Annotated in this window: 17 protein-coding genes and 2 pseudogenes; 12 read left to right on the forward strand and 7 right to left on the reverse strand. The window is 52.0% G+C overall.

Annotated elements, in window-relative coordinates; all coding sequences use genetic code 11:
* Positions 1 to 149, forward strand: a pseudogene (locus F7Q90_RS19120) (IS630 family transposase); the annotation flags it as partial.
* Between the two features lie 164 nt (positions 150 to 313).
* On the opposite strand, the gene nadC reads toward F7Q90_RS19120, so the two are convergent.
* On the reverse strand, positions 314 to 1,210 hold the full coding sequence (gene nadC, locus F7Q90_RS19125; protein ID WP_006117695.1) for a carboxylating nicotinate-nucleotide diphosphorylase: 897 nt from the start codon (positions 1,208 to 1,210) through the stop codon (positions 314 to 316).
* A gap of 200 nt (positions 1,211 to 1,410) precedes the next feature.
* On the opposite strand from nadC, the gene ampD reads away from it, so the two are divergent.
* A complete protein-coding gene (ampD, locus tag F7Q90_RS19130) occupies positions 1,411 to 1,965 on the forward strand; it encodes a 1,6-anhydro-N-acetylmuramyl-L-alanine amidase AmpD (RefSeq protein ID WP_006117696.1) in 555 nt (184 codons plus the stop codon).
* 2 nt (positions 1,966 to 1,967) lie between these two features.
* Complete coding sequence (gene ampE, locus F7Q90_RS19135; RefSeq protein ID WP_006117697.1) at positions 1,968 to 2,822, forward strand: beta-lactamase regulator AmpE; 855 nt, start codon at positions 1,968 to 1,970, stop codon at positions 2,820 to 2,822.
* On the opposite strand, the gene F7Q90_RS19140 is transcribed toward ampE, so the two are convergent.
* The 3 genes from F7Q90_RS19140 to aroP form a co-directional block, all read right to left on the reverse strand.
* Positions 2,804 to 3,763, reverse strand: a complete 960-nt coding sequence (locus F7Q90_RS19140) for a glycoside hydrolase family 43 protein (RefSeq protein ID WP_006117698.1) — start codon at positions 3,761 to 3,763, stop codon at positions 2,804 to 2,806. The two genes, ampE and F7Q90_RS19140, sit on opposite strands and share 19 nt — an antisense overlap.
* A complete protein-coding gene (locus F7Q90_RS19145) occupies positions 3,760 to 5,154 on the reverse strand; it encodes a glycoside-pentoside-hexuronide (GPH):cation symporter (RefSeq protein ID WP_006117699.1) in 1,395 nt (464 codons plus the stop codon). The genes F7Q90_RS19140 and F7Q90_RS19145 overlap by 4 nt, the downstream gene beginning before the upstream one ends.
* 176 nt (positions 5,155 to 5,330) lie before the next feature.
* Positions 5,331 to 6,686 carry an aromatic amino acid transporter AroP gene (gene aroP / locus F7Q90_RS19150; protein ID WP_006117700.1) on the reverse strand — a complete coding sequence of 452 codons (1,356 nt, stop codon included), beginning with the start codon at positions 6,684 to 6,686 and terminating at the stop codon, positions 5,331 to 5,333.
* Between the two features lie 512 nt (positions 6,687 to 7,198).
* Here aroP and pdhR point away from each other — a divergent pair.
* From pdhR to lpdA, 4 genes are all read left to right on the forward strand, one after another.
* The gene (gene pdhR / locus F7Q90_RS19155) at positions 7,199 to 7,963 is read left to right on the forward strand and encodes a pyruvate dehydrogenase complex transcriptional repressor PdhR (protein ID WP_006117701.1); all 765 of its coding nucleotides are present in this window, start codon (positions 7,199 to 7,201) and stop codon (positions 7,961 to 7,963) included.
* 102 nt (positions 7,964 to 8,065) lie between these two features.
* Positions 8,066 to 10,732 carry a pyruvate dehydrogenase (acetyl-transferring), homodimeric type gene (gene aceE, locus F7Q90_RS19160; protein ID WP_006117702.1) on the forward strand — a complete coding sequence of 889 codons (2,667 nt, stop codon included), beginning with the start codon at positions 8,066 to 8,068 and terminating at the stop codon, positions 10,730 to 10,732.
* Positions 10,733 to 10,746: 14 nt separating this feature from the next.
* Positions 10,747 to 12,642 (forward strand): pyruvate dehydrogenase complex dihydrolipoyllysine-residue acetyltransferase, encoded by a 1,896-nt coding sequence (gene aceF / locus F7Q90_RS19165; RefSeq protein WP_006117703.1) that lies wholly within the window; start codon positions 10,747 to 10,749, stop codon positions 12,640 to 12,642.
* A 282-nt stretch (positions 12,643 to 12,924) separates the two neighbouring features.
* Positions 12,925 to 14,349: a dihydrolipoyl dehydrogenase gene (gene lpdA / locus F7Q90_RS19170; RefSeq protein WP_006117704.1), complete on the forward strand. Its 1,425-nt coding sequence runs from the start codon at positions 12,925 to 12,927 to the stop codon at positions 14,347 to 14,349.
* 616 nt (positions 14,350 to 14,965) lie between these two features.
* Here the strand turns inward: lpdA and F7Q90_RS19175 are convergent.
* Positions 14,966 to 15,886: a LysR family transcriptional regulator gene (locus F7Q90_RS19175; RefSeq protein WP_006117705.1), complete on the reverse strand. Its 921-nt coding sequence runs from the start codon at positions 15,884 to 15,886 to the stop codon at positions 14,966 to 14,968.
* A 97-nt stretch (positions 15,887 to 15,983) separates the two neighbouring features.
* Between F7Q90_RS19175 and F7Q90_RS19180 the strand changes: the two genes are divergently transcribed.
* From F7Q90_RS19180 to F7Q90_RS19210, 5 genes and pseudogenes are all read left to right on the forward strand, one after another.
* Positions 15,984 to 16,982: an aldo/keto reductase gene (locus tag F7Q90_RS19180; protein WP_006117706.1), complete on the forward strand. Its 999-nt coding sequence runs from the start codon at positions 15,984 to 15,986 to the stop codon at positions 16,980 to 16,982.
* A gap of 245 nt (positions 16,983 to 17,227) precedes the next feature.
* Positions 17,228 to 19,825, forward strand: a complete 2,598-nt coding sequence (gene acnB, locus F7Q90_RS19185) for a bifunctional aconitate hydratase 2/2-methylisocitrate dehydratase (RefSeq protein ID WP_006117707.1) — start codon at positions 17,228 to 17,230, stop codon at positions 19,823 to 19,825.
* Positions 19,826 to 19,984: 159 nt separating this feature from the next.
* A complete protein-coding gene (yacL, locus tag F7Q90_RS19190; RefSeq protein WP_006117708.1) occupies positions 19,985 to 20,347 on the forward strand; it encodes a protein YacL in 363 nt (120 codons plus the stop codon).
* A gap of 149 nt (positions 20,348 to 20,496) precedes the next feature.
* Positions 20,497 to 21,602: pseudogene (locus F7Q90_RS27915) on the forward strand (IS5 family transposase).
* 628 nt (positions 21,603 to 22,230) lie between these two features.
* Positions 22,231 to 23,778, forward strand: a complete 1,548-nt coding sequence (locus tag F7Q90_RS19210) for a methyl-accepting chemotaxis protein (RefSeq protein ID WP_006117711.1) — start codon at positions 22,231 to 22,233, stop codon at positions 23,776 to 23,778.
* A gap of 46 nt (positions 23,779 to 23,824) precedes the next feature.
* On the opposite strand, the gene F7Q90_RS19215 is transcribed toward F7Q90_RS19210, so the two are convergent.
* Both F7Q90_RS19215 and F7Q90_RS19220 read right to left on the reverse strand, forming a co-directional pair.
* Positions 23,825 to 24,997 (reverse strand): glycosyltransferase, encoded by a 1,173-nt coding sequence (locus tag F7Q90_RS19215; RefSeq protein ID WP_006117712.1) that lies wholly within the window; start codon positions 24,995 to 24,997, stop codon positions 23,825 to 23,827.
* Positions 24,998 to 25,235: 238 nt separating this feature from the next.
* Positions 25,236 to 25,955, reverse strand: a complete 720-nt coding sequence (locus F7Q90_RS19220; protein WP_006117713.1) for an alpha/beta fold hydrolase — start codon at positions 25,953 to 25,955, stop codon at positions 25,236 to 25,238.
* Between the last annotated feature and the right edge of the window lie 593 nt (positions 25,956 to 26,548).

Here is a 26,548-nt window from a genome sequence, read left to right on the forward strand (position 1 = left end):
ATGTCGAACGGTTGTGGCAGGCGCTTCATGAGACAATAATCCGAAATCACCAGTGCAGTTCAATGTGGCAACTGTTGAAAAAGGTCCATCACTTTATGAATACCGTCAGCCCATTCCCCGGGGGAAAACATGGGCTGGCTAAAGTGTAGCGGTATTAGGATCAGTTATTTAGGAAGACGCTGTCGGTAATAACAGCAGGAAATCCGGAGAGTGGAAAAGGGCAGGCAATAAATCTGGTGGGTTACAGGAACAGGACTACGTCACTGGATGCTGGTGCACAAAACAGGCCGTGCCGGCGGCACGGCAACAGGGATTATTGCGCCTGAAAGCGCATCGACAGATCCAGAGCACGCACATGCTTGGTCAGCGCGCCGACAGAGACATAATCCACACCGGTCTCGGCGATGTCCCGAATCGTTGTTTCGGTGACGTTGCCTGACACCTCCAGTAGCGCACGACCAGCCGTGATCTTCACCGCCTCGCGCATCGCCTGAAGGGAAAAATTGTCCAGCATGATGATGTCGGCCGCCGCAGCCAGTGCCTCTTCCAGCTCTTTCAGCGATTCAACTTCGACTTCCACAGGGACATCCGGATAAAGCCAAAAGGCTTTTTCGATTGCCTGACGAATTGAGCCGCTGGCAATAATATGGTTTTCTTTAATCAGAAACGCATCGGACAGGCCGAGGCGATGATTACTGCCGCCACCGCACAGCACGGCGTATTTCAGCGCTGTTCGCAGGCCTGGCAATGTTTTGCGTGTATCCAGAAGCTGTGTCTGTGTGCCTTCCAGCAGAGCGACATAGCGGCTGACTTCCGTGGCGACGCCGGACAAGGTTTGTACAAAATTCAATGTGGTGCGTTCGGCCGTCAGCAACAGGCGGGCTGGCCCGTCAACCTCAAACAGGGGTTGATCCGGGATAACATGTTGTCCATCTTCCACATGCCATGTCAGGGCGGTGTGCGCGCCTAACTGGTTAAACACCTCTTCGACCCAGCGTTTACCACAAAAAACACCGGCTTCACGGGTAATAACCTGAGCATGTGCCCGACTGTCGGCTGGCAGGAGCTGCGCGGTAATGTCGCGGTCGCTATCTGTCTCACCGCCGAGATCTTCCTTTAATGCGCGTTCAACGGCCTCGGGGATATCATTTTCAATACGTTCAAGCAGCGCCTGATGGCGACTGTCAGGATCATAGCGACGCACAGACATACGCGTTCCGCTCCAGTAAATGTCAGATAACAGAGGCGATTACCATAGCCTGAATAGCGCGAAGGCACCAGTCCTGAGTCACTTTTTGTTTAGTATACTTAACATGTGCGTTTATCAGCCCGATAGTGCAACGCATTTTGACGCAATAATCCCTTAAAATTCATGCTATTCTCAAACCGGTCCTGCGAAGAGAATCCAGCATGAAAGTAGAAAAAGGTTGGCTGTCCGGTGTGCGACAGGTGCCGTCCCCCCATTGTAATGATCGGCCGCATAATGAAGCGCCATCCCTTCTGGTCATTCACAATATCAGCCTGCCGCCCGGCGAATTCGGCGGCCCGTGGATTGATAAACTGTTCACCGGCACGCTGCCTGCCGACGCGCATCCCTACTTTGCTGAGATTGCTCATTTGCGCGTTGCGGCGCACTGCCTTATCCGACGTGATGGCGAAATCGTGCAATATGTCCCCTTTGATAAACGTGCCTGGCACGCTGGCATCTCGCAGTTTGAGGGGCGGGAAAACTGCAACGACTTTTCAATTGGCATTGAACTGGAGGGCACGGATATTGAACCTTATACCGAGGCACAATACGCCGCTCTGCATCAGGTCACGCAGACGTTGTTAGCCCATTATCCGTTAACGCCTGCGCGCATTACCGGCCACAGTGATATTGCACCGGGACGGAAAACCGATCCCGGCCCGGCGTTTGACTGGGACGATTTTAAACAGCGGTTACAGCAACAAAAATTGGAGTAACTATGACGTTATTTACCTTGTTACTGGTTTTAGGTTGGGAACGGCTGTTTAAGCTGGGGGAGCACTGGCAACTGGATCACCGGCTGGAGCCTGTGTTTCGTCGCCGTCAGCACTTTTCGGTGATGCGCACACTGCTGATGCTGATTATCGCGATGGGCCTGACCGCGCTGGTGGTCGGGAGCCTGAAAGGCATTTTGTTTGGTATTCCTCAGCTTCTGTTCTGGATCGTGGTGGGGTTACTGTGCATCGGAGCGGGTGTGGTGCGTCAGCACTATCATACGTATTTGCAGGCGGCGAGTCGTGATGACGCCGCGGCACATCAGGCCATGGCGGCAGAGTTAACCCTGATCCACGGTGTGCCTGTTGAGTGCAGCGAACGCGAATTCCTTCGTGAGCTTCAGAATGCGCTCATCTGGATTAACTTCCGTTTCTATCTGGCACCGATGTTTTGGTTCGTGGTGGGCGGTGCCTGGGGACCGGTGTTACTCGTGGGGTATGCGTTTTTACGCGCCTGGCAAAGCTGGCTGGCAAAACACTGCACGCCCATGGCCCGCTCTCAGTCTGGCGTGGACAGCATTCTGCATGTGGTTGACTGGCTCCCGGTGCGGCTGGCGGGCGTTGCCTATGCGCTGCTGGGGCACGGTGAGAAAGCCTTGCCTGCCTGGTTTGCCTCGCTGACGGACAGGCATCACTCGCAGTACCAGGTTTTAACCACGCTGGCGCAGTTTTCGCTGGCTCGCGATCCGCACAGCGATAAGGTCGCAACGCCACGTGTCGCCGTGGCGCTGGCGAAGCGCATTTCGCTGGTGCTGGTGGTGGTTGTGGCGTTGCTGACCATTTACGGCACGTTGGTGTAGGCGGCAGGGGGAACCCCGAAGTCGGGTGTGCCATCCTCACGCCAGTGAAAATATTTCAGACGCGTATGGCGATTACCGTCCCAAAGGGGATCGCCCTCAATTTCTGTATAATTGCGTGCGTGATAGACCAGCAGATCGCGCCCGTCCTCATCCTGAGTAAAACAACTGTGTCCCGGTCCATACTGGCGGTTTTCCCAACTGGTTGCAAAGACCGGACGCGCTGATTTCTGCCAGGCCATCGCGTTCAGCGGATCGGCATCACGCGGAATGGAAAGCAGGCCCATGCAGTAGTTTTCATCCGTTGCGCTGGCAGAATAGGTAATAAACAGCCAGTCACCATGCACTATCGCTGCCGCGCCTTCGTTGACGCTAAACCCCGCGCACTCCCATTCATATTCCGGACGGCTCAGCATCACCGGTTTGCCTTTGAGCGTCCATGGATTACGCAATTCAGCCAGATAGAGGTTGGAATTCCCTGGAATTGCAGGATCTTTCTGCGCCCATAAGTACCAGTTTTTTCCCTGGTGAACAAAGTGGGTGGCATCCAGCGCAAAACTGTCGAGATGACTTAACACCTGGCGCGGGGGCTGCCAGTGGCCACTGAGCGGGTCGTCATCGTTGCACACCAGCGCGTACATCCGGTGCTGAAACAAGCCATCTTTGATATCGCGCGAAGGCGCTGCGGCAAAATAGATAACCCAGTGTTCTGCAATACGATGCAACTCCGGTGCCCAGATCAGCTCACTGAACGGCCCAATATCGGGTTTACGCCAGACCACGACCGGTGTCGCGGTGCGTAAGGCCGTTAGCGTGCTGGCACGACGTAGCTCAAGACGATCATATTCCGGTACGGAAGCAATAAAGTAATAGTGTTCTCCGTGGCGCAGGATAAACGGATCGGCGCGCCGTTCAATAAAGGGGTTGGGCCAGTTTTCGCTCATTTCAACTCTCCAGTCGGAAGCTCGGTAGGGTGTTTTTCGTGCGCCTGAATCTGGCGGAGGGCAAGATCGCGTTGAATGGTTTGCATTAATGTGCGATCCACTTTCATCAGTCGCACCACGCCCGCGGTAATCAAATAGCCAGCCCCGGGGATAACGGTAAACAGCAGGACAATGCCGTTGAGCGCGTGAGCCGATTGCTGTTTCGCACCCGCATCATAACCGTAAGCCGAGAGCAGAAAACCGACCATCGCCCCCGCGACGGCCAGTCCGACCTTGAGAAAGAACAGATTGCCTGAAAAGCTGATGCCGGTAATACGCTTACCGGTTTTCCATTCACCGTAATCGTCCACATCCGCCATCAAAGACCAGTGTAAAGGGGAGGGAATTTGATGAAGAACATTAAGCAGAAAGTAAGCGATAACGACTGTCACGGTGGCGTGGGGATCAAGCCAGTAGAAACCGCAGGAGAACAGGGCAAGGGCGATATTGGTCCAGAAAAAGACTTTCAACTTACACCAGCGGTCGGTGAGGACTTTTGCCAGCGTGCTACCCAGCATCATGCCAACCACCCCCAGGCTGATAAACAGCGTGGCAAAGTGCGCCGTTTGTCCCATGACCCTGGTCACGTAATACAGGGTTGCTGCCATACGAATAAAACCCGGGCAGACATTGCAAAGTGTCAACAGCAAGATGCGCACCCACTGATCGTTCTTCCACACATCACGCAAATCGTTTTTCAGATCATCATGAGTAGGGACGGCAGGCTGAATACGTTCCCGCACGGTGGCGAAGCAGAACAGAAACATTGCCAGTCCCACCAGGGCCAGCACAGCCATCGCCATCTGATAACCCCGCGCCTTGTTCTCACCGCCAAACCATTCCGCCATCGGCAGCAACGACAGTGACAGAATCAGGGTGGCAATGCCGACCATGACAAACCGGTACGACTGGCAGGAGACACGCTCACCGGGATCGTTAGTCATGACGCCACCCAGCGAGCAGTAGGGGATATTAATGGCGGTATAGGCCAGGGACATGAAAAAGTAGGTGGTAAAGGCCCAGATGACCTTGCTGGGATAGCTCCAGTCTGGCGTGGTAAACATCAGTACACTGAATATAACGTAGGGCACTGACACCCACAGTAACCAGGGACGGAAACGTCCCCAGCGGCTTTTGGTACGGTCAGCTATCGCGCCCATTATCGGGTCGGTGATGGCATCCAGAATGCGCACCGAGAGTAACAGCACGTCCACTAAGGCCGGTGCTAAGCCAAAAACGTCGGTATAGAAATAGCTGAGGAACAGCATGACAGCGCCACCGATCATGTTGCACCCCGCATCACCCATGCCATAGCCCAGCTTTTCTCTGAATGAGAGGGGGTTATCTGTCATTGTTGTAACCTGCAGAGGAATTAAACATACAAGGATTATTAATGTTTAATCCACAGGCGACGCGGCAAGAAATTGTTGGGATGATGGACAAAACAGCCGTGCAAGGAGAAGTGTGAGCAGGGTCGGGTTTACCGACTGCCAGCCCGCCGCTTTCTGTCGGCGGGCTGGCAATGCCGTCAGGCTTTTTGCGTCTTATTCTTGATGAAATAGCCAATAGCCAGGATGATCAGCCAGACAGGAATGAGCCATACGGAAATGGCCATGCCTGGCGTCATCGCCATTAGGACCAGGATGCCAGCCAGGAAGATCAGGCAAACCCAGTTACCCAGAGGGTACAGTACCGCTTTGAAACGGGTGGTAACGCCCTGCTGGTTTTTCTTTTTACGGAATTTCAGGTGCGCCAGGCTAATCATCGCCCAGTTGATGACCAGCGCAGACACGACCAGCGACATCAGCAGACCAAACGCCTCGCCCGGCATCAGGAAGTTCAGCAGCACGCACAGCGCGGTGGCGACGGCTGACACCAGTATACTCATCACGGGCACACCGCGGCGGTCCACGCTCAGCAGCGCTTTTGGCGCATTGCCCTGCTGTGCCAGACCAAACAACATGCGGCTGTTACAGTAAACGCAGCTGTTATAGACCGACAGTGCGGCGGTGAGGATCACCACGTTCAGCGCATTGGCAACCATGGCATCGCCCAGTTCGTGGAAGATAAACACAAAGGGGCTGGTATCTTCAGTCACGCGCGTCCACGGCATTAATGACAGCAGCACTGCCAGCGAGCCGATATAGAAAATCAGGATACGCCACAGCACCTGGTTGGTGGCTTTTGGAATCGTGGTTTCAGGATTGTCCGCTTCTGCCGCCGTAATCCCGACCAGCTCCAGACCGCCAAAGGAGAACATGATAATCGCCATAACCATCACCAGCCCACCGAGGCCATTCGGCATAAAGCCGCCGTGTTCCCACAGGTTACGCACGGTTGCCTGCGGCCCACCGGTACCAATGAACAGTAACCAGCCGCCAAACAGGATCATCGCAATCACCGCGATAACTTTAATAATGGCAAACCAGAACTCCATTTCACCAAACACCTTAACGTTCGTCAGGTTAATGGCATTAATCAGCACGAAGAAGATAGCGGCTGATGCCCAGGTGGGAAAATCGGGCGCCCAGAACTGAATGTATTTACCGACGGCACTCAGCTCCGCCATGGCGACCAGCACATACAGCACCCAGTAGTTCCAGCCAGAGGCGAAACCGGCAAAATTTCCCCAGTATTTATAGGCAAAGTGGCTGAAGCTCCCGGCAACGGGCTCCTCGACCACCATTTCACCCAGCTGACGCATGATAAGAAAGGCGATAAACCCGGCAATCGCATAGCCTAAAATAACGGCGGGACCTGCGGATTTGATGACCGACGCGCTGCCCAGAAACAGGCCGGTTCCCACTGCACCGCCCAAGGCGATCAACTGTATATGGCGATTTTTTAAACCGCGCTTCAGCGACTCACCGTGCTGTTGTTCCATACACACCTCATGATGTTGTTATTCTTCGCTTCAGAATGTGCTGACTGTAAAGAATTAAATACACTTAAGACTGATGTTTTTAAGGTGTCAGACTTGCGTAATGCCGCCAGCTGTAACCTGACCAACAGAATAGTGATAAGCGCAGGGCTTTGCACCTGCTTTCGCCAGCCCCGGTACGAGTTGGCTTAAAAAGAATCAAACGGTCTGCCGTCTTATCAACCCCCGATGAGAAAAACGGCAGCAAACCGCGCTGACCAGGCGCTGATGGCTAAATCGGTTTAGTCATACATGCTGTGTAATTTTTGGTAAAGGTTAAAAAAAATTAACGTCTAGGTATGGCCTGATTCTCCACTTTTATCTCTGGATTTAACGCGCGCATCCCGCATTCCTTCACTGAAGTGTCACAGATGCCGTATAGACACAAGGTGAATACTTTGTTACTTTACGGGCACCTTTTTTGAATTGGTATTACCAATTTACTTTGTTTGACCGGCATACTTTAAGAAGGGAAGATGGCTTATAGCAAGATTCGTCAACCCAAACTCTCCGATGCGATTGAGCAGCAACTGGAATTCCTCATTATGGAAGGGACGCTGCAGCCGGGAGAGAAGTTGCTCCCCGAGCGCGAACTCGCCAAACAATTCGATGTTTCACGTCCGTCTCTCCGTGAGGCAATCCAGCGATTAGAAGCGAAAGGATTGTTACTACGCCGTCAGGGCGGCGGAACATTCGTACAAAAACATCTCTGGCAGAGCATGAGCGATCCACTCGTAGAGCTACTCGCCGAACATCCGGAATCTCAGTTTGATCTGCTGGAAACGCGCCACGCTTTAGAAGGCATTGCGGCTTACTATGCGGCATTGCGTGGCACAGAAGAAGATTTGCAGCGTATTCGCGACTGTCATCTTCATATCCAACAGGCGCAGGACAGCGGCGATCTCGACGCTGAAGCAGACGCAGTGATGAAGTATCAGATCGCTGTCACAGAAGCGGCCCATAATGTCGTGCTTTTGCATTTGCTACGATCAATGGGCCCTATGCTGGAACAGAATGTCCGACAGAATTTTGAATTGCTCTACTCTCGCCGGGAAATGCTGGCGAAAGTGAGCGGTCACCGCGCCAGAATTTTTGAGGCGATTGTGGCTCGTGAGCCAGAACAAGCACGCGAGGCATCACACCGTCACCTGGCGTTCATTGAGGAAATCTTGCTGGACAGAAGTCGGGAGCAGAGCCGTCGAGAACGCTCCCTACGTCGTTTACAGCAACGTAAGGAATAACGCGCGGCAAAGATCGTGCGGACATGTGCGACGAGCCTGTCTCCCTGACGTTAACAGGCTCCCGATTTTTCAACGTATTAGACACAGATAAGGAATACCCCCATGTCAGAACGTTTACACAATGACGTGGATCCGATTGAAACTCGTGACTGGCTACAGGCGATCGAATCGGTCATCCGTGAAGAAGGTGTTGAACGTGCACAGTATCTGATTGATCAGGTGCTGAGTGCAGCCCGTAAAGGCGGTGTGAAAGTTGCTGGCGGTGCTGCCGCTATCAGTAACTATATCAACTCTATTGCCGTTGAAGATGAACCGGAATATCCGGGCAACACCTCACTTGAACGTCGTATCCGATCCGCTATCCGCTGGAACGCCATCATGTCGGTGTTGCGCGCATCGAAGAAAGATCTGGAGCTTGGCGGCCACATGTCCTCCTTCCAGTCTTCTGCCACTATCTATGAAGTGTGTTTTAACCACTTCTTCCGCGCGCGCAGTGAGAAAGATGGCGGCGATCTGGTGTACTTCCAGGGCCACATTTCTCCGGGTATCTATGCCCGTGCTTTCCTGGAAAGCCGTCTGACCGAAGAGCAGATGAATAACTTCCGTCAGGAAGTCGATGGCAAAGGCCTGTCTTCTTATCCGCATCCAAAACTGATGCCGGAGTTCTGGCAGTTCCCGACCGTTTCAATGGGCCTGGGCCCACTCAATGCTATCTATCAGGCTAAGTTCCTGAAGTACCTGGAACACCGTGGTCTGAAAGACACCTCTGGCCAGACCGTTTACGCGTTCCTGGGCGACGGCGAGATGGATGAACCAGAATCCAAAGGTGCGATCACTATCGCGACCCGTGAAAAACTGGATAACCTGGTCTTTATCATCAACTGTAACCTGCAGCGTCTGGATGGACCGGTCACCGGTAACGGTAAGATCATCAACGAGCTGGAAGGCATTTTTGCCGGTGCTGGCTGGGAAGTGATCAAGGTTATCTGGGGCGGTCGTTGGGATGAACTGCTGCGCAATGACACCAGCGGTAAACTGATCCAGCTGATGAACGAAACCGTCGACGGCGACTACCAGACGTTTAAATCGCGTGATGGTGCCTACGTGCGTGAGCACTTCTTCGGTAAATATCCGGAAACCGCTGCGCTGGTGAAAGACTGGTCAGACGATGAGATTTGGTCACTGAACCGTGGTGGTCACGATCCGAAGAAAATTTACGCGGCACTGAAAAAAGCGCAGGACACCAAAGGCAAGCCGGTTCTGATTCTGGCTCATACCATCAAAGGTTACGGTATGGGTGACACCGCAGAAGGCAAGAACATCGCGCACCAGGTGAAGAAGATGAACATGGATGGCGTACGCTATATCCGTGATCGTTTCAACGTGCCGGTCGAAGACGACAAGATTGAGTCGCTGCCTTACATCACCTTTGAGAAAGGCTCCGAAGAGTACAACTACCTGCATGGTCAGCGCGAGAAGTTAGGCGGTTACCTGCCTTCACGTCAGCCTAACTTCACGGAAAAGCTGGAAATGCCGGCGCTGGAAGAGTTCAGTGCGCTGCTGGAAGAGCAGAACAAAGAAATCTCTACCACCATCGCGTTTGTGCGTGCGCTGAATGTGATGCTGAAGAACAAGTCGATTAAAGATCGTCTGGTGCCGATTCTTGCCGATGAAGCCCGTACCTTTGGTATGGAAGGCCTGTTCCGTCAGATTGGTATCTACAGCCCGAACGGTCAGCAGTACACGCCGCAGGACCGCGAGCAGGTGGCTTACTATAAAGAAGACGAGAAAGGTCAGATTCTGCAGGAAGGGATCAACGAGCTGGGCGCAGGATCGTCCTGGCTGGCGGCGGCGACCTCATACAGCACTAACAACCTGCCGATGATTCCGTTCTACATCTATTATTCGATGTTTGGCTTCCAGCGCATTGGTGATTTGATGTGGCTGGCGGGTGACCAGCAGGCGCGCGGCTTCCTGGTCGGCGGTACCTCAGGCCGTACTACGCTAAATGGTGAAGGTCTGCAGCATGAAGATGGTCACAGCCATATTCAGTCACTGACCATTCCAAACTGTATCTCCTACGATCCGGCGTATGCCTACGAAGTGGCTGTCATCATGCACGACGGTCTGGTACGCATGTACGGTGAAGCGCAGGAAAACATTTATTACTACATCACTACGCTGAACGAAAACTACCACATGCCAGCGATGCCGAAAGGTGCCGAAGAAGGTATCCGTAAAGGTATCTACAAGCTGGAAACCGTAGACGGTAGCAAAGGTAAAGTTCAGCTGTTGGGTTCAGGTTCTATCCTGCGCCATGTGCGTGAAGCCGCGCAGATCCTGTCGGCTGATTACGGCATCGGTTCGGACGTTTACAGCGTCACCTCGTTCACCGAACTGGCCCGCGATGGTCAGGATTGTGAGCGCTGGAACATGCTGCATCCGACAGAAGCGCCGCGTGTGCCTTACATCGCTCAGGTGATGAACGAAGCACCCGCTGTCGCATCAACCGACTACATGAAGCTGTTTGCTGAGCAGGTTCGCAGCTACGTGCCTTCAAGCGATTACCGTGTGCTGGGCACCGACGGCTTTGGCCGCTCTGACAGCCGTGAAAATCTGCGTCACCATTTTGAAGTGGATGCAGCATACGTTGTGGTAGCCGCGCTGGGTGAACTGGCTAAACGTGGCGAAATCGATAAGAAAGTCGTGGCGGATGCGATCGTGAAGTTCAAGATCGATGCCGATAAAGTTAACCCGCGTCTGGCTTAAGAGGTAACAGAGTAATGGCTATTGAAATCAAGGTACCGGATATCGGGTCAGACGAAGTTGAAGTCACCGAAATTCTGGTCAAGGTTGGCGATAAGGTGGAAGCCGAGCAGTCGCTGATCACTGTAGAAGGCGATAAAGCCTCTATGGAAGTGCCTTCGCCGCAGGCCGGCGTAGTAAAAGAGATCAAAATCGCAACCGGTGACAAAGTGGAAACCGGCTCGCTGATCATGATGTTTGACGCAGAAGGTGCTGCTGAAGCGGCACCGGCGCCAGCTCAAGAGAAAAAAGCCGAGGCCGCCCCTGCCGCCGCTGCGTCTGCCAGCGCCAGCAAAGACGTTAACGTACCGGATATCGGTGGTGACGAAGTCGAAGTCACCGAAATTCTGGTGAAAGTGGGCGACAAAGTTGAAGCTGAACAATCGCTGATCGTCGTTGAAGGCGACAAAGCCTCAATGGAAGTCCCGGCACCGTTCGCGGGCGTGGTGAAAGCGATTAAAATCGCCACCGGCGATAAAGTGAATACCGGCTCTCACATCATGGTCTTTGAAACAGAGGGTGCTGCACCGGCTGCTGATGCGAAGCCAGAAGTGAAAGAAGAGGCTGCGACGGCACCAACTGCGGCCGCTGGGGCAAAAGACGTTAACGTACCTGACATCGGCGGCGACGAAGTTGAAGTCACCGAAGTGCTGGTGAAGGTCGGCGATAAAGTCGAGGCTGAGCAGTCACTGATTGTGGTGGAAGGCGATAAGGCGTCGATGGAAGTTCCGGCACCGTTCGCGGGCACCGTCAAAGAACTGAAAGTCGCGACGGGCGATAAAGTCAGCACCGGTTCGCTGATCATGGTGTTTGAAGTGGAAGGCGCTGCCCCTGCCGCGGCACCGGCGGCTAAGAAAGAGTCGGCCCCTGCACCTGCGGCAACGGAATCTAAGCCTGCCGCTGCCCCTGTACCAAAAGCAGACAGCAAAGGCGAGTTTGCTGAGAATGAAGCCTATGTGCACGCCACGCCGGTGATTCGTCGCCTGGCGCGTGAATTTGGCGTTAACCTGGCGAAGGTGAAAGGCACAGGACGCAAAGGCCGTATCCTGAAAGAAGACGTTCAGGCTTACGTGAAAGATGCAGTGAAACGCGCAGAGGCTGCGCCAGCCGCAGCCAGCGGTGGCGGATTGCCGGGCATGCTGCCATGGCCGAAAGTTGACTTCAGTAAGTTCGGTGAAGTTGAAGAAGTGGAACTGGGCCGTATCCAGAAAATCTCGGGTGCCAACCTGAGCCGTAACTGGGTGATGATCCCACACGTAACCCACTTTGATAAAACCGATATTACCGATCTGGAAGCTTTCCGTAAGCAGCAGAACGCCGAAGCCGAGAAGCGCAAACTGGACGTGAAATACACGCCAGTGGTTTTCATCATGAAAGCTGTCGCTGCAGCGCTTGAGCAGATGCCACGTTTCAACAGTTCCCTGTCTGAAGACGCGCAGAAGCTGACGTTGAAAAAATACATCAACATCGGCGTGGCGGTCGATACGCCAAATGGTCTGGTCGTTCCGGTCTTTAAAGACGTGAACAAGAAGGGCATCACCGAGCTGTCTCGTGAGCTGATGGCGGTCTCTAAAAAGGCGCGCGATGGCAAACTGACCGCAGGCGATATGCAGGGCGGTTGTTTCACCATCTCCAGCCTGGGCGGCCTGGGCACCACGCACTTTGCGCCGATTGTTAACGCGCCGGAAGTGGCCATCCTTGGCGTGTCCAAATCCGCAATGGAGCCTGTATGGAACGGTAAAGAGTTTGCGCCACGTCTGATGATGCCGATCTCTCTGTCCTTCGATCACCGTGTTATCGACGGTGCGGATGGTGCACGTTTCATTACTATTATTGGCAATATGCTGTCAGACATTCGTCGTCTGGTTATGTAAAAAGCGCAAAAGGCCGGCAAATGCCGGCCTTTTTGTAACATTCAGGGCACCGCTGTTGGCAGTTTATTAACAATTCTGTAAACTCTTGCGGTGAACATGTCCCGGTGGAATAAGGACATTATGAGCCTATTCCATTAGGCATAATTGGCGCAGTCAGATTGAGTCACGGCAGGCAAATCCGATAGGGGAATGTTTGCAGCAGCAGACGCAATATGGCCAGTTAACTAGCCTAATGGGATAGGCTCAGCGTCTGACCCGCCGGAAATCCAATAAGAGGTCATGATGAGTACAGAGATTAAAACTCAGGTCGTGGTACTTGGGGCAGGTCCTGCAGGTTACTCTGCAGCTTTTCGTTGCGCTGACTTAGGTCTGGAAACCGTACTGGTTGAGCGCTACAGCACCCTCGGTGGTGTCTGTCTTAACGTAGGCTGTATCCCGTCTAAAGCGCTGCTGCACGTTGCTAAAGTGATTGAAGAAGCGAAAGCGCTCGAAGAACACGGCATTGTGTTTGGTCAGCCGCAAACGGATATCAACAAAATCCGTAGCTGGAAAGAGAAGGTGATTAACCAACTGACCGGCGGCCTGTCTGGCATGGCGAAAGGGCGTAAAGTGAAAGTGGTTAATGGCCTGGGCAAATTTACCGGTGCCAATACGCTGGTGGTCGAAGGTGAAGGTGGCGCAACCACTATTAACTTCGACAACGCCATTATCGCTGCAGGTTCACGTCCTATCGAACTGCCGTTCATTCCTCATGAAGATCCTCGTGTATGGGATTCCACTGACGCGCTGGAACTGAAAGAAGTGCCTAAGCGTCTGCTGGTTATGGGTGGCGGAATCATCGGTCTGGAAATGGCTACCGTTTACAATGCGCTGGGTTCAGAGATCGACGTGGTCGAGATGTTTGACCAGGTTATCCCGGCGGCCGATAAAGACGTGGTTAAAGTCTTTACCAAACGTATCAGCAAGAAATTTAACCTGATGCTGGAGACCAAGGTGACCGCCGTAGAAGCCAAAGACGACGGTATCTATGTTTCGATGGAAGGCAAAAAAGCGCCGGGTGAGGCTCAGCGTTATGATGCGGTTCTGGTTGCGATTGGTCGTGTACCGAACGGTAAAGGCCTGGATGCTGACAAAGCCGGTGTCGAAGTTGACGATCGCGGCTTCATCCGCGTTGACAAGCAGATGCGCACCAATGTGCCACACATTTATGCGATCGGCGACATTGTAGGTCAGCCAATGCTGGCACACAAAGGCGTGCATGAAGGCCATGTTGCGGCAGAAGTCATTTCAGGTCTGAAACACTACTTCGATCCGAAAGTGATTCCTTCCATTGCCTATACTGAGCCAGAAGTTGCCTGGGTCGGTCTGACTGAGAAAGAAGCGAAAGAGAAAGGCATCAGCTATGAAACCGCCACGTTCCCGTGGGCGGCATCAGGCCGTGCGATTGCTTCTGACTGTGCAGATGGCATCACCAAACTGATTTTCGACAAAGAGACCCATCGTGTTATCGGTGGTGCCATTGTCGGAACGAACGGCGGTGAACTGCTGGGTGAAATCGGTCTGGCCATTGAAATGGGCTGTGACGCAGAAGATATTGCGCTGACCATTCATGCGCACCCAACCCTGCATGAATCCGTAGGACTGGCGGCTGAAATTTTTGAAGGCAGCATCACCGATCTGCCTAACGCGAAAGCGAAGAAGAAATAAGTCTCAGGACAGTCATAGCGGCCCCTTATGGGGCCGTTTTTTTATGCTGATTATTATCGAATAAGAAAATCAATAAAGGAAAGGGCGCCTGCGCTAACACATTTACACTGGCATATAGGGCGGAGTAAACTCCGCCACTAACGAAGTTTTACTGCCTGGTTTCGTAATTCAAGACAGCCGAAAGTTCAGCACTCATTATTCTGAGGCGAAGCTCACATAATGAACCTCGGTTTGATAAACTCAATCCTAAGAGAATTAACCCGCTAATAACAAGTAAACCGTATTTCGACTTCATGGTGGCACCTCTCTTGATTTTCATCGAGCGAGGGGCTACACTGACAGTGTTTGGGTGTTAGGGTAGTGACCTCCGCTCGCATTAGTTGACTGATTAATGTGAGCGGTTCCTTCCTCTTTCCACCTCAGGTTTTTACCCAAAGCAGAAAGCTTCAGGCGCCCAACCGCAGTCTACGCATTTATTATTTTACTGTCCCCTGATTTTTTATTTTTTCATAATGCTAATTAATAAAAATTTCTGTCTTTTATATTTTAAATGTTATTTATGCTGATTTCTTCATGACTATTTTAAAATAATTATTTCTCGGTTCTTATGTTGCTGTTAATTTTGATGGTTGATCACTTCGTTATTATTAACACGTAACCAGTCAATAAAATGACGTAATGGTGCAGAGACATAACGCCTGCCGGGATAGTAGAGCCAGAAGCCATCGGCATTCTCCGTATAGTGACTTAACAGCTCAACGAGTGAACCACTTCGCAGACTGGCACTGACCACGGCCTCCTGCAGAAAAGCAATCCCTGCTCCCGCAAGGGCGGCCTGCAATATTCGTTCGTTGTTGTCCAGCACCAGAGAGCCACTGACGGCGACTTCCCGCTTTTTCCCTGCGTGCATGAATTCCCAGCGATAGCGTTGCCCGCTCGGGAAACGCCGCTCAATGCAGGGAAACTGCAGCAGATCGTCCGGTGTTTGCGGGGCACCATGACGTTCGATAAACGCCGGGCTTGCGACAACCAGTGTACGCATCGCCGGGCCAAAGGGCAGGGCGATCATATCCTGTGCCAGCACATCGCCGTAGCGAATGCCTGCATCAAAACCGGCTTCAAGGATATCCACCAGCGCATCGTTACTGTCAATTTCCAGCGTAATGTCCGGATAGCGCTGGAGAAAGGGCAGGATCAGGCTGTCAAAAAACAGCGCTTCTGCAGAGCGGGGCATATTGAGTTTCAGCGTACCGTGAGGCCGGGCTCGCCAGTCGTTAAGTTCATCCACGGCCTGCGATAAATCAAGTAAGGCAGGCTGAATGCGCTGCAGGAAATGTTGTCCAGCCTGGGTCAGTGAGACACTGCGCGTCGTGCGGTTGAGTAATCTCACTCCTAGCCGTTGTTCGAAATGACGCATGGCGTGGCTCAGCGCAGACGGCGTCACGTTGCGTGCCTGTGCGGCTTTGCGGAAGCTCCGGTGGTGCGCAATGGCGCTGAACATTTCCAGTTCCTGCAGGGTGGCCCGCGAAAGTGTCATTGATGAATTTTCCTCACTGAATGGGCAAGAATAGCGCAATTGTTGTTGGTATTGATGAGGATTATAACAATAACACCGCAACAAAGAGGAAAACATCATGCAACAACGTCAATTGGGTAATCAGGGATTACGCGTTTCAGCACTGGGACTCGGCTGTATGGGCATGACCTTCGCCTATGGCAATCATGATGAGCAGCAGGCATTAAATACGCTGTCGCGCGCGTTTGAACTGGGCATCAACTTTCTGGATACCGCCGAAATCTACGGTCCCTTTACCAACGAGGTGCTCATCGCTAAAGCCCTTAAAGGCCGCCGCGACAATATCACGGTGGCCACAAAATTTGGTTTTGCGATTACTGGCGAAGGTCAGGGCTGGGAAAAGATGACGGGCGTTAACAGCCAGCCTCAGCATATTCGCCGCGCAGTCGAAGGATCGTTAACCCGTTTGGGAACCGATCATATCGATCTGCTTTACCAGCACCGCTTTGATCCGAGCGTACCGATTGAAGACGTGATTGGCACGATGGCGGATCTGATTAAAGAGGGAAAAGCCCGCTATATTGGGTTGTCTGAAGTCTCATCTGCTACGCTGCGGCGCGCCTGTGCCGTCCATCCCGTCTCTGCCTTACAAAGCGAATACTCACTCTGGACCCGCGATCCCGAGCAGGACATTCTGGCGACCTGTCGTGAACTGAATGTCGGTTTTGTGCCTTACAGTCCGTTGGGCCGGGGCTTCCTGACGGGCAAACTGACGTCCGTGGACGCGCTGGATCCGCATGACTTCCGCCGCAGTTTGCCCCGTTTTCAGGAGCAGGCACAGGAACATAACCAAAAGTTAGTCGCGCAGCTCACTGAGATGGCACACAGTTATGGTATTACTGCGGCACAACTGGCGCTGGCATGGGTCATGGCGAAGGGGGAAGATATTGTGCCGATTCCGGGAGCGAGCAAGGTCCATCATCTGGAAGAAAACTGTGCCGCAGCGAATGTCGTCCTGACAGGGGCGGACAGTGACACGCTGGACAGGCTCTTTGCGCCGCAAAACGTGCGGGGTGAACGCTATGCGGATGCAGAATATGGCATGATCGATCGTTAAGCTTACAGCGAAATGACTGGGTTAACCGGCAGGGCATTAAGCCCTGCGTTTTTTTCGTTTATCTCTGTTCAGGTAGCGCATTCTGCTGCAGAAAACCGCAATGTTGCTTTTTTGTAAACAGATTAACAAGCTGTTGAAATCCTGCTATGCTGCCCCACGCGGAACCGGGCACCTTACCCTACTCATGGAATGCGTTGTCATCAGGGTGCACCGGAAACCCATACAATGAGAGCGAGGAGAACGTCGTGCTAGAAGAATACCGTAAGCACGTTGCCGAGCGTGCTGCCCAAGGGATCGTACCTAAGCCATTAGATGCTTCCCAGATGGCCGCGCTGGTTGAACTGCTAAAAAATCCACCTGCGGGTGAAGAAGAATTTTTGACCGATTTGTTGGTCAACCGCGTACCACCCGGCGTCGATGAAGCGGCGTATGTTAAAGCAGGTTTCCTGGCTGCTGTCGCCAAAGGCGAAACAACCTCTCCTCTGGTATCTCCTGAAAAAGCCGTTGAACTGCTCGGTACCATGCAGGGCGGTTACAACATCCATCCTCTGATTGAAGCATTAGATGATGCGAAACTCGCGCCGATTGCGGCAAAAGCGCTTTCCCACACGTTGCTGATGTTTGACAGCTTTTACGACGTTGAAGAAAAAGCCAAAGCAGGCAACGCGCATGCGAAACAGGTGATGCAGTCATGGGCGGATGCCGAATGGTATCTGTCACGTCCAGAGCTGGCTGAAAAAATTACCGTAACGGTTTTCAAAGTCACTGGCGAAACCAATACAGACGATCTGTCTCCGGCACCGGATGCCTGGTCACGTCCTGATATCCCTCTGCATGCGCTGGCAATGCTGAAAAATGCCCGCGAAGGCATTGAGCCAGATGAGCCAGGCAACATCGGACCGATCAAACAAATTGAAGCGCTGCAGGCCAAAGGTTTCCCGCTGGCCTACGTCGGTGACGTTGTAGGCACCGGTTCATCACGTAAATCGGCGACCAACTCGGTGCTGTGGTTTATGGGCGATGACATTCCGAACGTGCCAAACAAAAAAGGCGGTGGCGTTGTGCTGGGTGGCAAGATTGCCCCTATCTTCTTCAACACCATGGAAGATGCAGGCGCGCTGCCGATTGAAGTGGATGTGAACAACCTGAATATGGGCGATGTCATTGATATCTACCCCTTCAAAGGTGAAGTCCGCAACCACGAAACCGGCGACCTGCTGGCCAGTTTTGAACTGAAAACCGACGTCCTGATCGATGAAGTCCGTGCTGGTGGTCGTATTCCCCTGATCATTGGCCGTGGCCTGACGACCAAAGCGCGCGAATCGCTGGGGCTGCCTGCCAGTACCGTGTTCCGTATCGCGAAAGACGTGGCTGAAAGCACACGTGGCTACTCGCTGGCACAGAAAATGGTGGGCCGTGCCTGTGGTGTTGACGGCATCCATCCTGGTGCGTACTGCGAACCTAAGATGACCTCTGTGGGCTCACAGGATACTACCGGTCCAATGACCCGAGACGAACTGAAAGACCTGGCCTGCCTGGGCTTTTCGGCTGACCTGGTCATGCAGTCGTTCTGTCACACGGCGGCTTATCCTAAGCCGGTGGATGTGAACACGCACCATACGTTACCTGACTTCATCATGAACCGCGGCGGGGTTTCTCTGCGTCCGGGTGACGGGGTTATTCACTCCTGGCTGAACCGTATGCTGCTGCCGGATACCGTCGGAACAGGTGGCGATTCTCATACGCGTTTCCCTATCGGGATTTCGTTCCCGGCAGGCTCGGGCCTGGTCGCCTTTGCTGCGGCAACGGGCGTTATGCCGCTCGATATGCCGGAATCGGTGCTGGTACGTTTCAAAGGCAAAATGCAGCCTGGCATTACGCTGCGCGATCTGGTTCACGCCATTCCGCTGTATGCCATTAAGCAGGGCCTGCTGACCGTCGAGAAGAAAGGCAAGAAGAACATCTTCTCTGGCCGCATCCTTGAAATTGAAGGTCTGCCCGATCTGAAAGTTGAGCAGGCGTTCGAACTGACCGATGCGTCTGCAGAACGTTCTGCTGCAGGCTGTACCATTAAGTTGGATCAGGCGCCGATCAAAGAGTACCTGACCTCTAACATTGTCCTCTTGAAATGGATGATCTCTGAAGGCTACGGCGATCGTCGTACGCTGGAGCGCCGTATCGAAGGCATGGAGAAATGGCTGGCGGATCCACAGTTGCTTGAAGCCGACGCCGATGCGGAATATGCCGCGGTGATTGACATCGATCTGGCTGAGATCAAAGAGCCGATTCTGTGTGCGCCAAACGATCCGGACGATGCGCGTCTGCTGTCTGATGTGCAGGGCGAGAAGATTGATGAAGTCTTTATCGGCTCGTGCATGACCAATATCGGTCACTTCCGTGCGGCAGGTAAGTTGCTGGACAGCCATAAAGGCCAGTTACCAACCCGTCTGTGGGTTGCACCACCGACCAAAATGGACGCGGCTCAGCTGACAGAAGAAGGTTACTACAGCGTATTTGGTAAGAGCGGTGCGCGTATTGAGATCCCGGGCTGTTCACTGTGCATGGGTAACCAGGCACGTGTGGCTGACGGCGCAACGGTGGTCTCGACGTCAACCCGTAACTTCCCGAACCGTCTGGGTACAGGGGCTAATGTCTATCTGGCCTCTGCGGAGCTGGCTGCCGTCTCATCGCTGTTAGGTAAACTGCCTACGCCAGATGAGTATCAGCAGTTCATGGCACAGGTTGATAAAACAGCCACTGACACCTATCGCTATCTCAACTTTGACCAGTTGAGTCAGTACACGGAAAAAGCAGACGGCGTAATTTTCCAGACTGCCGTCTGACAGGTGACGATCGTTCTGTTTGAGAGGAGCGCCCCGGCGCTCCTCTTTTTTTATGCCTGAAAAGGGGCGTCCAGGGAATCTGGATAGGCGCGCTAAGCAGGTGCACGGCAATAAAAATAGCGGTATAACAGCGCGAGTAACTGACAAAGAGATAAGATCATGGAGTATGAATTTTTACGCGACATCACGGGCAAGGTAAAAGTGCGCATGTCGATGGGCCATGAAGCATTAGGCCACTGGTTTAATGAAGAAGTCGGGCATGACGCCAGCGTGCTGGATGAGGTTGAAGCCGAAGCCCAAAAACTTACAGGCAGTGAGCGCCAGTGGCAGCGCATCGGGCGCGAATATACGCTCTGGATGGATGATGAAGAGGTCATTGTCCGCGCGAATACATTGAATTTCGAAGGCGATGAGATGGAAGAGGGTATGAATTACTACGATGAAGAAAGCCTGTGCTTCTGTGGTAAGGAAGATTTCCTGGCCGTGATTGCCGCCTGGCGGCGATTTATGTCGGGCAAATGATTGAAAGCTTGCACACCGATCGCCATTTACCTCCTTTGTTGATTGATAATGCTCAATTATCAGCGTTTTAATGGCTTTGTTGAATAAATCGAACTTTTGCTGAGTTGCAGGATCAGATCACGCATAATCCTGATAATGCAGGCAGTTCCGTGGCTAAGCAGAAATTCAAAATCACCAACTGGTGCAACTACAACAAGGCCCTGATTAATCGTGGCTCCATCACTTTCTGGCTGGATGGTGAGGCGATTCAGGCCTGGTATGAGTCAGCAACGCCCGCATCACGCGGACGGCCTCAGCGCTATTCAGACCTTGCCATCACGACTGTCCTGATGATTAAACGCGTATTCCGGCTGACCCTGCGAGCCGCACAGGGCTTCATTGATTCCATTTTTTCCCTGATGGGAGTCCCACTGCGCTGCCCGGACTACAGCAGCGTCAGCAAACGGACGAAGTCGGTCAATGTCAGTTTCAAAACGCCCACCCGGGGTGAAATCGCGCATCTGGTGATTGACTCCACCGGGCTGAAGGTCTTTGGTGAAGGTGAGTGGAAAGTTAAAAAGCACGGCAAAGAGCGCCGCCGTATCTGGCGTAAACTGCATGTGGCTGTTGATGGTAAAACACACGAAATCATCTGTGCGGATTTGTCACTGAACAACGGCTTTGTTGAATAATAGGTAATCATTCTGTTTTGTCTGCACTGTTTTGGTAGAAAACGCTGATGCCAGACAGAACACCGTCATACGCAAGCATGTAACGCATTGATTTTATGTTATCTGAAACAACCGTTTTCATAGTACCACAGCATAAAATCCATTTATTCAACAAAGCCCTGAACAACGTAACGGACTCAGAAGTCTTCCCGGGTCTTATCCGGCAGACTCACAGAAAAATCAGAGCAGCAGCGGCCGATGGCGCATACGATACGCGTCTGTGTCATGATGAACTGCGGCGTAAGAATATCAGCGCGCTTATCCCTCCCCGAAAAGGGGCGGGCTACTGGCCCGTTGAGTATGCAGACCGCAACCGTGCCGTTGCGAATCAACGTCTGAGCGGGAGCAATGCGCGGTGGAAGTGGACAACAGATTACAACCGTCGTTCGATAGCGGAAACGGCGATGTATCGGATAAAACAGCTGTTCGGAGGTTCACTGACGCTGCGTGATTATGATGTGCAGGTGGCAGAGGCTCTGGCCATGGTTCGAGCGCTGAACAGAATGACAAAGGCAGGAATGCCAGAAAGTGTCCGTATTGCCTGAAACTCTGCCCTGCTACAGGGACACTCGCCCCGAATCTGATTTATTCAACAAAGCCATGTGCAGGCCAGAATTGCGTTTCGACAGGATAAGTCAGGGGAAATTTGGAGGAATGATGAGAATAGCTGTGCCCTGTTTAATAAAGGGCGCGATATTCTCCATTATTAAAATATAATAAATCCTTACGCTCCCTGTTCGATGTGTAATGCTGTACTCCCCAATGGCGCTGTTACATTTCGTTACCTGAATGCAACTGCTCGCTTAAGTCAAATTTATTGTTCGGTAAAACGAAACAGGCTTTACTGTCCTTTTTGAATGCTTAATCTGTTTGATTTTTCAGCTTTTTATGGCTACGCGCACCGTGAGAACAGGGCGATAACAGGGATTATCCTCCTCCCTGTTTTCTCGTTATTTCCGCTAACGCTAATTTAAATTGTAACGCAGTGGAAATTTCCGCGAGAGCGCTAATAATCAACTTAACATTGATGCGTTCACTTCTACGTCACTCACCGATCGGTTGAGTGGTCAGGCTTTTCATTAAATTTATATGCCTGATTTATTAATGTGCCTTGCCATTATTCTCAGTGAATTAATGGAATTTAATTATTCTCTTTCCACTCGCGGAGATATTATGCTCAGCAATACATCTATCAGAACCCGCCTTTATATGGCGTTTGGTGCTATGACGCTTGTCATGATTGTGGTATGCAGTCTGTTTTATATGGGGTTTAATCGCGTCACGCAGGCCAGCAAACTTAACGTTCATACCTATCAGGTGGTTGAAGGCCTGAATAAGGTGACCGAGAGTCTGCTGAATATGGAAACCGGCCTTCGGGGTTATGCTCTTAGCGGTCAGACACAAATGCTGGCACCCTTTAATCAGGGTAAACAGGCCTTTAGCGACTACACCGCGAGTACACATCAGCTGACGCAGGACAATCCGGTACAGCAGCAACGCTTAGTCGATCTGGAAAGCAGACAGAAGAACTGGCTGGAAAGCTATGCCCGTAACGTAATGGCGGCGCGTGAGCGTCTGAATCAGGGGAACCTCGACCAGCAACACTTTTTAGACATCTTTGCGACTGATGAAGGTAAAGTGCAAATGGATGCGATGCGTAACGTGATTGAATCCATGATTGTCACGGAGAAATCATTACTCAAATCGCGTGAAGATGAACTGACTAGCGAGCGGACCAAAACGCGCGTGATCCTGGTGGCCGGACTGCTACTGTCAGCGGGAATTTCCCTGATTCTGGGCCTGCTGATTTCCCGCAGTATTTCTCGTCCTCTGGCTGTCGCGGTGCACACGGCCGATACCATTGCCCGGGGCGATCTGACCTCTGTGATTACCGTAAACCGTCAGGATGAAACCGGAAAGCTGCTGACGGCCCTGGCGAACATGCAAAATCATTTGCGGAACCTGGTGACCCAGATCAAAGATTCTGCGGCATCGGTTGAACTGGCGGCCAGTGAAATTGCGCAGGGCAATACCGAGCTTTCCTCCCGTACGGAAGAGCAGGCTGCGGCATTGCAACAGACGGCGGCAAGCATGGAACAAATTACTGCGACGGTTCGCAATAACACCTCTGTCGCTGAATCTACAGCGTCTTCGGCCCGGGAGACGGAATCACTGACGCGCGCCAGCGAAAAAGCCGTCAATGAAATGAGCCACACGATGCACAGCATTTCGGTGAGCGCGGCGAAAGTGAAAGAGATTACCGCGGTTATTCAAAGTATCGCTTTTCAGACCAACATTCTGGCGCTGAATGCGGCGGTAGAAGCGGCAAGAGCGGGTGAGCACGGTCGTGGCTTTGCCGTTGTCGCAACGGAAGTCCGTACGCTGGCACAGCGCAGCGCATCATCGTCGCGTGAAATCGGTAACCTGATTGAAGAAGCGGTCACCGGCGTGGCGAAAGGCGTACAGGCGGCCGATCATACTGCCCAGAGTATTCTTAAAGCGGCAAGTGAAGTCGCGTCACTGGCACAGTATATGGATGGTCTGGCGCTGGCATCAGTGGAACAAATGCAGGGCGTTTCGCAGGTCAGCATTGCCGTCACGCAGATGGACAGCGTCACACAAAGCAATGCCGCGCTGGTGGAGCAGTCGGCTTCGGCATCGCAATCCTTAACTGAACAGGCGCGCAGTCTGCGCATGTTAACCGCGGCGTTCCAGGTCTGATGCCTTCAGGCCAGGCATGCACCAGATGCCTGGCCTGAAGACGCGTTTAACGGGTCAGAAAGCGTTCCAGCTCAAGACCTCTGTGGGTTTGATTAGCCAGTTGCACAGCATAAAAGTCGCAGTTGTGTTTCTTCTGACGTGCAAGAGCCGCCATTTTTCTGATTTCCCTGATCCCTTTTCCCTTGAGGCCGCAGGCCAGTCGTTCAAGGGCGCGGGCATTTTCAAACTGATCAAATGCGCACGGATAAATCAGTTGAGGCACCCCGTTCTTGAGCAACTGCGCGGTGGTGCCAATACCGCCATGATGAATGGCAAATAAGCAGGTTTCAGTCAGGGCAATATTGAGATACGGCAGCGTCATCACATCATCGTTTACCGCTAACGCGGCTGCGGTTGGCGTAACAAGCACGCACTTCAGTCCTTCTGTTTTTAAGTCCTGTAAAACGCGTGTCACGGATGATTGTTCAGCCAGGGCCCAACTGGTAAAAAAGACCACCGTACGGGAGTCAATAAAATCGGTAATACGATCGTCATCCAGCGACGCCCGGCTCTTGTTCAGTAAAAAACCGGCATAAAATCCCTCGCGCGCTTTCTTTTGATAAAACCAGGGTTCGTATAACACAATCGACTGCGGTTCGTTATTGACCCAGTCAGCGTAAATATTGCGAGAGGCGGGCAGATTATGGTCGCGTCGCAGCGTGTCGATGGTACGCTGGAGTGCAGGCGAAACCAGGGCCCGTTGAAATAAAGCCAGTTTCCAGTTCAGACTGACACGCAGGCTTTTTTCCAGTGCATGGATAACACGCCCGGGCTGCAATTTTAAATTTGAATTGGTCAGGCTGATAGCATATTTCTTTAACCGGTATTTCTCGCTGACGGCTTTCGCCGCAAAACACCATAAAGAGTGAATGATGATGGCGTCATCTTCGACAAGAGCGCTCATGGCATCGAACATCGCCTCCTGCTGTTCCGCCATATAATGTGAAATCCGTTTCAGGGCGTGCTTTTTGTCCCATAACGCCCGATCCTGGACGGCTTTCACATAAGTCTCTTTGTCGCCGACCGCCACAAAGGACAGGCCGCGATCTACTGCCTCAGATCTGAAATAGTCGTTAGCGAGCAGGTAAACATCATGATTCTTTTCTTTTAACAGCGAGCCAATCTCAATACAGGGAAAGACATCGCCTGCTGAGCCCAGTGCGCCAATAATCACTTTCATCTCAGACACCAATCTGACTAAAAATAGTATTGAAGGCGGCTGCGGTCCTTTCCCGGCTGCGCTTGCCTTCCAGATCGGCTTTGTTTAATAATAGGTAATCATTCTGTTTTGTCTGCACTGTTTTGGTAGAAAACGCTGATGCCAGACAGAACACCGTCATACGCAAGCATGTAACGCATTGATTTTATGTTATCTGAAACAACCGTTTTCATAGTACCACAGCATAAAATCCATTTATTCAACAAAGCCTACCACAGCATAAAATCCATTTATTCAACAAAGCCATATCCAGGTCGCCGTTGATAAAGTGAAACTGGCAGGCCGAGTTATCAATAATGTTTTTGTAGTCGTGGTTGCGCAGCGTGGCAATCTGCTCAAGATGGAAACGCCCCTGACGGTATTCAATCTCATCCAGCGACGTCAGATGCCTGAAGTTGCAGAACTTCATTTTATTCGGCAGATATGCACCCACTTCGTCATTCATCAAATGCGCAAGCTCGACAAAGTTCTTCTCTTTTGAAAACAGATTGGCTTGCTTCACGTAAGTCCGCATACGGTCATTAAATTCAAAGGAATAGGACGCGATGATGGCATGTTCCAGGCCCTCTTCACCGTGATTCAAGAGCTTGAGAGTCGATGCGCCGCCCCAGGAGGCTGAGACAATAATATTGGGCTTATAAATTGAAATCAGCTCGCGAATAATCGTGACTTCATCATCAAGCGTGACGATATGGCAGCCCTGTTCGTTGAAGGGTTTTGATTTGCCTGAGAACGGAAGATCAAACGTAATGACATCTGATTTATCCGCCAGGAAGCGTTTCCAGTTGCGGAAAGAAGACGAGGTTGCCAGTGCACCGTTAATCAGGATTGTCCTGTTACGGGTCGGGACACTGCATTTTGTTAACTCCACATAAATGTTAAGTTCATTTCTGTTTACTACAGAATAACCGTGACTCATATCACTCTCCCCACCAGAAAACATCATTAAATATTAAAGTTTTCTAATGTATATCACAGCAAATGGTAATCATTAAGTTATTTTTATGTTTTATCGCTGTTTTTAATCCGCAATCTTTCATCTTATTGATTTAAAGGTGTTTATAAATTAAATGATCCTGATTTTTCTCTATCACCTTAGTTTTCATGGAAAATTAAGTGACTTTAAAGGCCGTTAAAGTGTGATTTTTCTCATAAAATCCAGGCGAGGAAAGGGAGGCTGGTCTTATTTATAGTGTCATAAAACTTTATTATCCTTACTGTATTCATGGTAAATTTAATTAATGTTTTCTCATGAGGGCGAACGGCTCGGCAGGGATTACTGTGGTGAGTTTGTGTTAGTGCCACACTGTGGCCTGTTACTGGCAGGCGTTACGGGACGATCTCGGAAAGAGCGTCTTCACAACAGAACGCAGGGGGCGGCTGATTGTAAGCGTCACATTTAAACCGTCTGTGCAGCGGGCTCCGGTTCCGGGAAAATAGTGTCCATCATTTTTTAATGGACACTATCGCGTGAAACACCGGACATGGCTCCTTGAGGCGCTTCGCCTCCAT

The sequence above is a fragment of the Pantoea stewartii subsp. stewartii genome (assembly GCF_008801695.1).
In the GTDB taxonomy this organism is placed as follows: domain Bacteria; phylum Pseudomonadota; class Gammaproteobacteria; order Enterobacterales; family Enterobacteriaceae; genus Pantoea; species Pantoea stewartii.